We start from the raw sequence: 11,337 nt of genomic DNA on the forward strand, positions 1-11,337 counted from the left end.
GCTCTGCGAGACCGGCGAGTTCGGCCCCTTCGGGACGATGACCGTGGGGGGGGTGCCGCTCGCGGTGCTGGGCTGTTGGGCGGCCGGCGCGGGGTGGTGGCGGCGGCGGGCGGCCGGGGGGGGGCGCGCCCGCGGCCCCGGTGGGTGGGGGGGCGGGGCGCCCCCCCACACCCCCCCCCCCCCACGAGTGGTTCCGATGTTTGACGGGTCATCGGAAGCGACGGTTGTGCCACTCTTACGCCCGTGGATGAAGGAAACGGGGAGCCGGAGCCCGCCCCGGAGGCGGGATCGGACTCCGGCGAGGAGCAGTCCGCCCGCCGCGTGCCGGGCCAGCGGGAGCCGCTGGCCGCCCGTCGTGAGGCCCCCGTTCCGGGCAGCCGGCCGTCGGACGACGAAACGACCGTCGAGACGCCCTCCACCAAGACGCGGCAGGAGAAGGATCCGAACACGGATCCGCCGGACGCCGCCGCGGGTGCGCCGGCGTCCGACGCCGACCTCGTCGCGCGGGTGCGCGGCGGGGACGACAGCGCGTACGAGGAGCTGTACCGGCGCCACGCCGCCGCCGTACGCCGCTACGCGCGCGGCTGCTGCCGCGACACGCACACCGCCGAGGACCTGACCGGCGAGGTCTTCGCCCGCACACTGCAGGCGATCCGCGGCGGCAGCGGTCCGGACTCGGCCGTGCGGGCCTACCTGCTGACCACGGTGCGCCGCGTCGCGGCGACCTGGACGGGCAGCGCCAAACGTGAGCAACTGGTCGACGACTTCGCGGTGTTCGCGGTGTCGGCGGCCGGTTCCGGCACGACGGGCGACACCACCGACCTCGGCGCGGACGTGCGCGCCATGCAGGTGGCCGAGCGCTCCCTGGCCATGCAGGCGTTCCGCACGCTGCCGGAGCGCTGGCAGGCGGTGCTGTGGCACACGGCGGTCGAGGAGGAGTCGCCCAGCCAGGTCGCGCCCCTGCTCGGGCTGACCGCGAACGCGACGGCGGTGCTGGCCCACCGGGCGCGTGAGGGGCTGCGCCAGGCGTATCTGCAGGCCCATGTCTCCGCGTCGCTCACCGCCGAGGGCTCCTGCGCCCAGTACGCCGACCGCCTGGGGGCGCATGCCCGCGGCGGCCTGCGGATGCGGGCCGACCGGGAGCTGCGCAAGCACCTGGAGGAGTGCGCCAAGTGCCGCCTCGCGGCGGCCGAACTGGCGGATGTGAACGCGGCGCTCAAGGGTCTGCTTCCGGTGGCGGTCATCGGGTGGTTCGCCGCCTCGTACGCCGCCAAGGCGGCCGGTGTCGCCGCCGCGGGAGCGGCGGTGGGCGCGGGCGCGGCGGCCGCGGGTGCCGCGGGCGGAGGTTCGGCAGGGGGCGCCGGAGCGGGCGCCGGTGGTGCCGCGGCGGCCGAGGGCGCCAGTGCGCCCCTGAAGATCGCCGTCGTGACGGGCGTGGTCGTCGCCGCGGCCGGGGCGGCCGTCGCGATCGCCCTGTCCGGCAACGACACACCGCCGCGACCGCAGGCGCACCGGAAGCCGGCGGCCGCCCCGGTGGTGCCCCGGCCCTCACCGACCCCCACGCCCTCGAAGGCGTCACCGGCGCCCGCGCCACCGGCCTCGCAGCCGCCGCGCAGGCAGGCATCGCTGCCCACCCCGAAGTCACCGGTCAAGCCGAGCCGCGCCCCCGAGGTGACGCCCACGCCCACCCCGACACCGACGGCGGCACCCGAGCCGGCGCCCACACCCCCGCCCACGCCGGCTCCCAGCCCGACCCCCGAGCCGACCCCGCCGCCGGAGCCCGAGGTCTTCCCGCTCAACCGGCTCGGCTACGGCGGCCCGGGCACGTCGGACCGTCCCGTGATCCGTTTCGGCGACTGGATGTGGCAGCGCTGGGGCCTCGGCATCGGCGGCACCTCCTACGCGGGCGGCGTCACCGTCGGCGCCCCGTCCTCCGTCACGATCGTGCTCAACCGATCCTGCACCGCCTACGACGCGGTCGCCGGTATCGACGACCTCTCCCTGGGCCTCGGCGCCGCGCGTTTCTCCGTCTACGGCGACGGCACGCGGCTGTGGCGCTCCGAGGTCCTCCACGGCGGCGACCCGGGTGTACCCGTCCATGTGCCGATCACGGGCCACAAGACGATCCGCCTGGTCGTCGAACCGCCCCGCCGGCTGCATCTGGCGAACGTCGCCGACTGGGCCGACGCCCGCCTCAGCTGCGGCCGGGCCCTGTCGTCCTAGGGAGCCGGCACCTCGCAGGCGCCGTCGGCGCACGCGGCGGCGTCATCCGCGACGGGGGCGGTGCCCGTCTCCTGCGCGACCTGCTCCAGGACACGCAGGAAGGTGGAGGTCTCCTGGCCGCCCTGGACGGCCCACTTGCCCTCGAAAACGAAGGTGGGGACGGCGTTCACACCGATCGTGCGGGCCTCGTCGATCTCGGCGAGCACCTCCTCGCGTCCCTCGTCGCCGGCGAGGAAAGCGGCCGCCCGGTCGCGGTCGAGCCCGGCCTCCGCGGCGAGCGACGCCAGCGTCTCGCGGTCGCCGACGTCGGCGCCCTCGGCGAAGTGGGCGACGAGCAGGCGGTCCTTGAGCGCGGCCTGGACGGCCGGGCCGTAGACGGTCAGGGCGTGCCAGAGCAGCCGGTGCCCGAGGAGGGTGTTGTTCTCGATGGCGCGGTCGAAGTCGAAGGCCAGGCCCTCGGCGCGGCCGAGCTCCTCCAGCCGGGCGTCCATGGCGGCAGCCTGCGGACCGAAGCGCTCGTTCAGGTAGGCGCGGTGCGGCTCGGGCGTCTCGGCCTTCTCCGGGGAGAGCTGGAACGGCCGGTAGACCACCTCGACCTGCCCGGCCTGCGGGAAGGCGGCGAGCGCACGCTCGAAACGGCGCTTGCCCACATAGCACCAGGGGCAGGCGATGTCGCTGTAGATCTCGACCTTCATGCGCACTCCATCATCGGTTGAAAGCTCAAGGATGCAACGCGCCAGAAGGCCCCGGCAATCCCGCCCGCTACTGGGCCGCGATCGCCTCCGCCATCACGTCGTACGCCCCCGTCGCGCCCAGCTCGTGCCCCCGCGCGCGGGCCGTCTCGTAGGCGGTGCCGCCCAGCGCGGCGCGGGCCGCCGCCTCGGCGGCCCGGATGCCCTCTTCCTCCGGGACCGGGCGCGGCAGCCCGGCCCGCAGACCGTCCGCCGCGCCGTGCAGCAGGGCGGCGCGGGCCGGGTCGCCGAGGGTCAGCAGCACCTCGGCGCCGTACTCGACCACGGCCGCCAGCCGGATCTCCGCGCAGTAGCCGCCGACACCCGCGCGGAGCGCGGTGGCCAGACCGGCCAGGGCGCCGGCCGGATCGCCCTCCGCCGCCAGAACCCGGGCGGAAAGGCTCTCGCGGAGCAGCTCGAAGTCCGGCGGAGGCGTGCCCAGGTTGCCCTCGCCCCGGATCAGCTCGCTCAGCTCCCGGGCGCCCGGCACATCACCGCGCCGCAGCAGGATCTGCGCCAGCAGCGCCCGGATGTACGCGCGGGCGTCCCACACCCCGTACTGCTCGGCCTCCTCCGCCGCCTGGATCAGCAGCTTCTCGGCCCGCTCGTCGTCCCCCGCGCGGTACGCCAGCTCGCCCATACGGGACCGGACGAAGATGCCCTCCACGCGGGCCCCCAGTTCCGAGCCGTACCGCAGCGCCTCGTCGAGATCCGCCTGCGCCGCCGCGTAGTCGCCGTAGGCGAGGGCCATCTCGGCGCCCGCCTCGCACACCTGGGCCCGCATCCAGCGGTCGTCGATCCGCTCGCTGAGCTCCAGCAGCTCCGGCCAGTCCTCGTCGGCCCGGGGCAGGCCGCCCGGCAGGTCGATGGTGATGTGCGTACGGAACATCAGCGCGGCCGCCAGCTCCCAGTCGCCGCCGTACCGGCGGCAGCTCTCGACCATCGCGTCCGCGTGCTCCCGGAGCCTGTCGTGGCGGCCCACGATGTAGTTGGCGAACGGCCACAGGATGCCGGGGAAACGGGCCGAGTGCGGGCTCGGCTCCTCGTAGGCGGCGATGACGCGGGACGCGAGGTCCAGCATCGCCGGCCCCTGGATCTCCTCGCGCGAGACCGTGTCGCTGACGACGAACAGGTGCAGCAGCCGCAGATTCATACGCGGCCAGAAGTCGGGATCGTCGCGGTCCCCGGGGAGATCGGTGAGCTCCATGAGCCGGCCGATCCACGTCGCCGCTTCGTCCCGGTAGTTGCGCAGCCACCAGAACCAGCCCATGTGCAGCGCGAGCGCGATCGCGTCGTCGTACTCCCCCGCCTCGATCGTGTGGTCCAGCGCGGTGCGAATGTTGTCGAGATCGGCCTCCACGCGTGAGGCCCACACCAGCTGGTCAGGACCGCGCATGCCGAGGTCCGCGGCACGGGCGAACTCCAGCCAGTACGCGGTGTGCCGCGCGGCGGTCGCGGCCCGGTCGTCCGGGTCCGCGGCGGCGCGCTCGGCGGCGTACTCGTGGATCGTCTCCAGGAGCCGGTAGCGCACCTCGTCCGCGCCGTGCTCCACCACGATCAGCGACTTGTCGGCCAGCTGCCCGATCAGATCCAGCGCGTCCTCGCCGCACACCGCCTCCGCCGCCTGCAAAGTGCAGCCGCCCGCGAAGACGCTCAGCCGGCGCAGCGCGGTGCGCTCGGCCCCGCTCAGCAGGTCCCAGCTCCAGTCGACGACGGCCCGCAACGTCTGCTGCCGCGGCAGCGCGGTACGGCTGCCGCCGGTCAGCAGGCGGAAGCGGTCGTCGAGCCGGTCGGCGATCTGACGCGGCGACAGCACCCTCAGCCGCGCCGCCGCCAGCTCGATCGCCAGCGGCAGGCCGTCCAGGCGGCGGCAGATCTCGTCCACGGCGTCCGCGTGGTCGCGGGAGGCGTCGAAACCGGGACGCACCGCCGCCGCGCGCTCCACGAACAGCCGGCGCGCGGTCGGCAGCGGCAGGGGCTCCACCGGACGCACCGCCTCACCCGGCAGGCCCAGCGGCTCCCGGCTCGTCGCCAGCACCGTCACCCCCGGGCAGGCGGCCAGCAGTCGGTCGGTCAGCGCGGCGGCGGCGTCGACGACGTGCTCGCAGTTGTCCAGGATCAGCAGGAGGCGGCGCTGCGCGCAGAACTCCAGCAACCGGGCCGTCGGATCGGCCTCGGCGGCGCCGCGCACCTCGCGGGCCGCCGCCAGCACCGCCGTGTCCCGGTGTCCCACGGCGCTGAGCACCGCGTCCGGCACGGCGGCGGGATGGTCCAGCGGAGCGAGCTCGGCCAGCCACACCCCGTCCGGGTAGGCCGCGGCCGCCTCCTCGGCCTGAGCGGCCTCCTGCGACAGCCGGGTCTTGCCCGAGCCGCCCGGGCCCGTCAGGGTCACCAGGCGCCGCCGGCCGTCCACCAGGCTCCTGCGGAGTGCCGCGAGTTCGGTCTGCCGGCCCACGAAGCTGGTCAGCCGGGTCCGCAGATTTCCCGCGCGGGTCGGGGGCGGGGGCGGCGGGGCGGCCGCGGGGGCCGGGGACGGCTCTTGCGCGGTCAGCAACTGCGTGTGCAGCGCCCGCAGTTCGGGGCCGGGATCGGTGCCGAGGCGGTCGGCGAGAGTGCGCCGGGACTCCTCGTACGCCCCCAGAGCGTCCGCCGAGCGGCCCGTCGCGCGCAGCGCCCGGATCCACTGCGCCCGGAACGGCTCGTGCAGCGGGTGCTCCGCCACCAGGCCCCGTACCTGCGGCAGCACCTCAGCCGCGCGGCCCAGCGCCAGGCACGCCTCGATCCGGTGGTACGCGGCGGCCAGCCGCAGCGCCTCCAGCCGGGGCGCGGCCGCGCCCCGGTCCGGCAGATCCGCCAGCGCGGGGCCGCGCCACAGCGCGAGCGCCCGGCCGAGGATGTCCGCGGCGCCCTCGGCGTCGCCGGCGGCCAGGGCGGCGGCGCCCTCGCGGGCCAGGCGCTCGAACACCCCGAGGTCCACGTCGTCCGGGGACCCGATCACCAGGCGGTAGCCGCCCGGACCCGACGCGATGGCCTCCTTGCCGTCCGCGAGGGCGCGGCGCAGGCGCGACACCAGCGCCTGCAGGGCGCCTGCGGCGTCCTGCGGAGGGTCGTCCCCCTCACCGCCCCACACCTCGGCGATCAGCGCCTCCGGCGACACCGGGTGCGGCGCGCGGAGCGCCAGCGCCGCGAGCAGCGCTCGGAGGCGCTTGCCGCTGCCCAGCGGCACGGGCGCACCGCTTGCGCTGCGCGCCTCTGTGACGCCGAGTATCAGGTACCGCACGAGGCCATTCTCTCGATCCGCCCTCACTTTGGCTCCGCCGTTTTCCGGGCTTCCCTCCCCCGCCCTCCCACCCGTGTGCCCTGTGAAGTCAGTGACCCCGGCGCCCGTGGTTCCTGGGCCGGGTGCGGGGCCTCCGGGGCTGCACGTCCTGGACTGGCATATTTACGTGCGTTTCCAGCACCTGCCTATCCCGTCCTGTCCCGGATGCTGCACACAAATATCCCGCAGCGTCCAGAACATCCACCCTCCCCCAGCCTTCGGCCGGGGGTGCCCCCACCACCCCCGCCCCCTCCGTAGTGTTCGCGCCTGATCCCCAGTTGGGGGTGGAAGGCGGCCATGGCACAGGCCGAGGGTTGGTGCGGCGGCACATCAGCCGCCCAGCCGTCACCGCCAACACCGGTGGGGCGGCATCCAGGCAACCGCGGTCACCCGGACTGCCTCCATACCCCCCACTGGGGATCAGGCGCTTGCTACTACGGAGGGGGCGGGGTCGTAGGGGTGGGCGTTCTGGACTGTGGAGCATATTTGGGTGCACAACCCGGAGTGACCAACGCAGAGTGCCCGAGGCACCAAAATGTGCTGTCCAGAATGGCCGGCCCCGGAGGCCCCGACACCGGCACCCACCGAAACGCGCGCCGGGGCGCGTGACTTCACAGGGCTGGGGGCACCCCCGGCCGAAGGTTGGGGGAGGGCGGGCGGGCGGGGGAAAAAACGGGGAACCGCCCCCGGGGGGTGACTTGGGGGGCCGCCGTAGGTTACTTTCCAAGCGCTTGCTTAGAGACCCGCAACCGCGGAGGACCGCATGACGCTCACCCCCGAGGAGCTGCGCGAACGCGCACACGCGCTGCTCGCCTCGTACGATCCCGCGGCGACCGGCCGCCCGGACTTCCTGCGGGCCCGGTTCGACGCCGGGCTGGCGTGGGTGCACTACCCGGAGGGCCTCGGCGGGCTCGGTGCGCCCCGCGCGCTGCAGGCCGTGGTGGACGCGGAGCTGGCGGCCGCCGGGGCGCCGGACAACGAACCGCGCCGCATCGGCATCGGCCTCGGGATGGCGGCCCCGACCGTGCTCCGCTACGGCACCGACGACCAGAAGTCCCGCTTCCTGCGCCCGCTGTGGACCGGCGAGGAGGTCTGGTGCCAGCTGTTCAGCGAGCCCGGTGCCGGATCGGACCTGGCGGGCCTGCGCACCCGGGCGGTCCGCGACGGCGACGACTGGCTGGTGACCGGCCAGAAGGTGTGGACGTCCAACGCGCACAACGCGCGCTGGGCGATCCTGATCGCCCGCACGGACCCGGACCTCCCGAAGCACCAGGGCATCACGTACTTCGTGTGCGACATGACCCATCCCGGCGTCGAGGTCCGGCCGTTGCGCCAGATCACGGGGGAGGCGGAGTTCAACGAGGTCTTCCTGACCGACGTCCGGATCCCGGACGCGCACCGCCTCGGCGCCGTCGGCGACGGCTGGCGCGTGGCGCAGACGACGCTGATGAACGAGCGGGTCGCGATCGGCGGCATGGCGCTGCCCCGCGAGGGCGGCATGATCGGCACCGTCGCCGCGACGTGGCGGGAGCGGCCGGAGCTGAGGACGCCGGATCTACACGACCGCCTGCTGCGGCTCTGGGTGGACGCCGAGGTCACCCGCCTCACCGGCGAACGGCTGCGCCAGCAGCTCGCGGTGGGCGCGCCCGGTCCCGAGGGCTCGGGCATGAAGCTGGCGTTCGCCACGCTCAACCAGCGCGTCAGCGGCCTGGAGGTCGAACTGCTGGGCGAGGACGGGCTGCGGTACGGCGACTGGACGATGACCCGCCCGGAGATCGTCGACTTCTACGGCCGTGACGCCGGCTACCGCTACCTGCGGGCGAAGGGCAACTCGATCGAGGGCGGCACGTCCGAGATCCTGCGCAACATCATCTCCGAGCGGGTCCTGGGCCTGCCCTCCGAGCCCCGTACCGACAAGGACGTTCCCTGGAAGGACCTGCCGCGATGACTTCCGATCTGCTGTACACCGACGTCGAGGACGATCTGCGCTCCGCGGTGCGCGGGCTGCTCACCGACCGGTGCGCGCCCGCGGACGTACTGGCCCACATCGCTGCCGGAGCGCCCCACGACGGGGCGCTGTGGCGCACGCTCGCGCAGGAGGTGGGCCTCGCGGGGCTGCTGGTGCCCGAGAAGCTGGGCGGCCAGGGTGCCTCGGCACGGGAGGCCGCGGTGGTGCTGGAGGAGCTGGGTGGCTTCGTCGCGCCGGTTCCGTTCCTGGGCAGTGCCGTACTGGCGACATCCGCCCTGCTCGCGGCGGGAACGGAGGACGCCGACGCCGTGGCGGCCCGGCTCGCCGAGGGCACCGGGGTGGCGGCGCTCGCCGTGCCACTGCCCACCGCGCCCGACGCGGCCTTCCCGGCGACCGTGCGCGCCGACGCGGAGGGGGTGCTGACCGGCAGGGTGACCAGCGTGGCGGACGGGTCCTCCGCCGGGGTCCTGCTCGTGCCGGCGCTCGGCCCCGGCGGTCCTGAGCTGTACGAGGTGCGCGCGGACGCCGCCGGCGTCGAGGTCTCCGTGCCCGTGCCGCTGGACCTGACCCGGCCCATCGCCGACATCACGTTCACGGGGGCGGCGGGCCGCCGGCTCGCCGGTCCCGGTAGCGCCGCCGGGGCGCTGCGCGCCGCCCTGCTGACCGGGGCGGGCCTGCTGGCGTCGGAGCAGCTGGGCGTGGCCCAGTGGTGCCTGGACGAGACCGTCCGGTATCTGAAGGAGCGGCACCAGTTCGGCCGGGTGGTCGGCTCGTTCCAGGCGCTCAAGCACCGCCTCGCGGATCTGTGGCTGGAGCTCGTGCAGGCCCGTGCCGCGGCCCGCAACGCCGCCGACGCGCTCGCGCGCGGCGACCGGGAGGCGGCGGTCGCCGTCGCCGTGGCGCAGGCGTTCTGCGCGCCCGTGGCGGTACGTGCCGCCGAGGAGTGCATCCAGTTGCACGGCGGCATCGGCATGACGTGGGAGCACCCCGCCCACCTCTACCTCAAGCGCGCCAAGGCCGACGAGATCGCGCTGGGCACGCCCGGCCGCCACCGCGCCGCCCTGGCCACGCTGGTGGACCTGCCTCCCGCCGGCTGACTCCCCCAGGGTCGGCCGGTCGTGACCGCGGAGAACGCGGCGGCGCGGAAGTGCGCGTGCCGCCGCGACCCGGAAGAATGGATGGGCGTGCGAACCGATTCACGGCGCATTGGCGCCCAGGGTCGTGACGCCCGGGGCGTCACGACACACTCCAGTCTGGAGGCTTCGTGATGCGCGCTGTGTCTCTCGATCATTTCGGCGACCCCGATGTCCTCGACGTCACCACCCGGCCCGACCCGTCGAAAAGGGGCGGCGACGCGGTGATAGCCGTCAAGGCCGCATCGGTGAACCCGTCGGACGTGAAGAACGTCGCCGGTCAAATGGAGGGAACGGTCCTCCCCCGCATTCCCGGGCGCAACTTCGCCGGTGTCGTGGTCGAGGGGCCGTCCGACTGGATCGGCGCCGAGGTGTGGGGTACCGGAGGCGACATCGGCTTCCGGCGCGACGGCTCCCACGCGGAGTTGCTCGCCCTCCCCGAGACGGCGCTCGCCCGCAAGCCCGAACGGCTGAGCTTCGAGGAGGCGTCCGCGTCGGGTGTCCACTTCGTCACCGGGTGGCTCGGCACGGTGGTGAAAGCCCAACTGGCCCCGGGGGAAGCCATCGCGGTGTTCGGCGTCTCGGGCGGTGTGGGCGGCGCCGTGGCCCAGATCGCCGATGTGATCGGCGCCCATGTCATCGGCGTGGACCGGGTGCGTCCCGCCGGCCATACGCCCGCCGCTTCGGCGATCGACGAGTTCGTGGCCCTCGACGGCAGTCCGCAGGACATCGCCGCCCTCGTCAAGGAGCGCACCTCCGGCCATGGCGTGAACGTGGTGTTCGACGCCGTCGGCGGGGTCACCACCGCGGCGGCACTCGCCTCGCTCGCCCACGGCGGGCGACTGGTGGTCATCAGCGCGGTCGGCACGCGAACCGTGGAGATCGACCTCGTCGACCTGTACCGCAACGAGACGCTCGTCATCGGCTGCAACAGCGCGGACCTCGATGTCGTCGAGAGCAGCGCACTCCTCAACAGGCTGACGCCGTACTTCGATTCGGGGCAGTTCCGTCCGCTGCCGATCGCCGGGCGCTACAGCCTGGACGATGCCAAGGACGCGTATCGCGCGGTGGCCGGCCACATCAAGGGGGCCGTGGTCATCCAGCCGTGAGGGCCCACCGCCGCGCACCGCCGCCCACCGCCCGTGCCGCTCAGACCGAGCGATTCTCCGCGCTGACCATCCAGGCCTGCTTCTCGAGGTCGTCGATGATCGCGTGCAGGAGGTCGGCGGTCGAGGGGTCCTCGCCGTCGACCAGGTCGTGGAGGGTCCGCAGAGTGTCGGCGGTGGCACGCAGTCGCGTGGTGATGAGATCGACCACGGTGCTCACATTCTGCTCGCCCGCCGGGAATGGGGGGAGAGTGGTGGTCGCGGTCACGGTGTCGGAGCGCCCGTCGGGCGTGGCCTGCAGAGCCCGCATGCGCTCGGCGATGATGTCGGCCGCCTCGCGGGCGTCGTCCACGATCTCGTCCAGCTGGAGATGCAGGTCACGGAAGTTGTGGCCGACCACGTTCCAGTGCGCCTGCTTCCCCTGGAGGTGCAGTTCGATCAGGTCCACCACGATCTGCTGCAGGGCCTGGAAGAACTGGGGCGAGGCCGTGAAACCGGCGATGTCCTCGGTCGTACGACGGGAGGACCCCGCGGCAGGGGAAGCGGGCATGGCGGCTCTCCTTCGGTGGACACTGCGGACCGGGACCTGGCGCAGGAGTCCCGTCGGCGGACGCTGCCAAGCCTATGAAGATCCCTCTCGGCCGCCAGTCGGCCGTGGTTCGGCCCGATCCGCCGACGGCGCGCGTCGCACCAGCTCAGCGCGGGGGTCGCCACCGATACCCGCACACGATCGGGCGCACCCTTCCGGATCACCGGGCGGTGGGGGGGGGGGGGGGCCGGCCCCCGGGGGCCCGGCGGCCCGGGGCACGCCCGCCCCCCCCCCCCCCCCCCCCCCCCCCGCCCGCGCCCCGGCGCC

At 74.5% G+C, this 11,337-nt stretch carries 7 protein-coding genes; 4 read left to right on the forward strand and 3 right to left on the reverse strand.

The window, feature by feature from the left end:
* Positions 1 to 243: 243 nt before the first annotated feature.
* A complete protein-coding gene (locus ACFWVC_RS36700; protein WP_384298015.1) occupies positions 244 to 2,223 on the forward strand; it encodes a sigma-70 family RNA polymerase sigma factor in 1,980 nt (659 codons plus the stop codon).
* Here the strand turns inward: ACFWVC_RS36700 and ACFWVC_RS36705 are convergent.
* Both ACFWVC_RS36705 and ACFWVC_RS36710 read right to left on the reverse strand, forming a co-directional pair.
* Positions 2,220 to 2,918, reverse strand: coding sequence for a DsbA family oxidoreductase (locus ACFWVC_RS36705; protein WP_384298018.1), 699 nt, complete (start codon positions 2,916 to 2,918; stop codon positions 2,220 to 2,222). The genes ACFWVC_RS36700 and ACFWVC_RS36705 overlap by 4 nt on opposite strands.
* Before the next feature lie 67 nt (positions 2,919 to 2,985).
* Entirely contained in the window at positions 2,986 to 6,234 is a 3,249-nt protein-coding gene (locus ACFWVC_RS36710; protein WP_384298021.1) for a BTAD domain-containing putative transcriptional regulator, read from the reverse strand.
* A gap of 802 nt (positions 6,235 to 7,036) precedes the next feature.
* Between ACFWVC_RS36710 and ACFWVC_RS36715 the strand changes: the two genes are divergently transcribed.
* From ACFWVC_RS36715 to ACFWVC_RS36725, 3 genes are all read left to right on the forward strand, one after another.
* A complete protein-coding gene (locus ACFWVC_RS36715) occupies positions 7,037 to 8,221 on the forward strand; it encodes an acyl-CoA dehydrogenase family protein (protein WP_384298028.1) in 1,185 nt (394 codons plus the stop codon).
* The gene (locus ACFWVC_RS36720) at positions 8,218 to 9,339 is read left to right on the forward strand and encodes an acyl-CoA dehydrogenase family protein (RefSeq protein ID WP_384298035.1); all 1,122 of its coding nucleotides are present in this window, start codon (positions 8,218 to 8,220) and stop codon (positions 9,337 to 9,339) included. Before ACFWVC_RS36715 ends, ACFWVC_RS36720 begins: the two co-directional genes overlap by 4 nt.
* Before the next feature lie 170 nt (positions 9,340 to 9,509).
* Positions 9,510 to 10,484, forward strand: coding sequence for a zinc-binding alcohol dehydrogenase family protein (locus ACFWVC_RS36725; RefSeq protein ID WP_384298041.1), 975 nt, complete (start codon positions 9,510 to 9,512; stop codon positions 10,482 to 10,484).
* 40 nt (positions 10,485 to 10,524) lie between these two features.
* Here ACFWVC_RS36725 and ACFWVC_RS36730 read toward each other — a convergent pair whose 3' ends face one another.
* Positions 10,525 to 11,031 (reverse strand): Dps family protein, encoded by a 507-nt coding sequence (locus ACFWVC_RS36730; RefSeq protein ID WP_384298047.1) that lies wholly within the window; start codon positions 11,029 to 11,031, stop codon positions 10,525 to 10,527.
* Positions 11,032 to 11,337: the final 306 nt, after the last annotated feature.

Origin of the sequence: Streptomyces sp. NPDC058691 (assembly GCF_042714775.1) — a bacterium.
Lineage (GTDB): Bacteria > Actinomycetota > Actinomycetes > Streptomycetales > Streptomycetaceae > Actinacidiphila.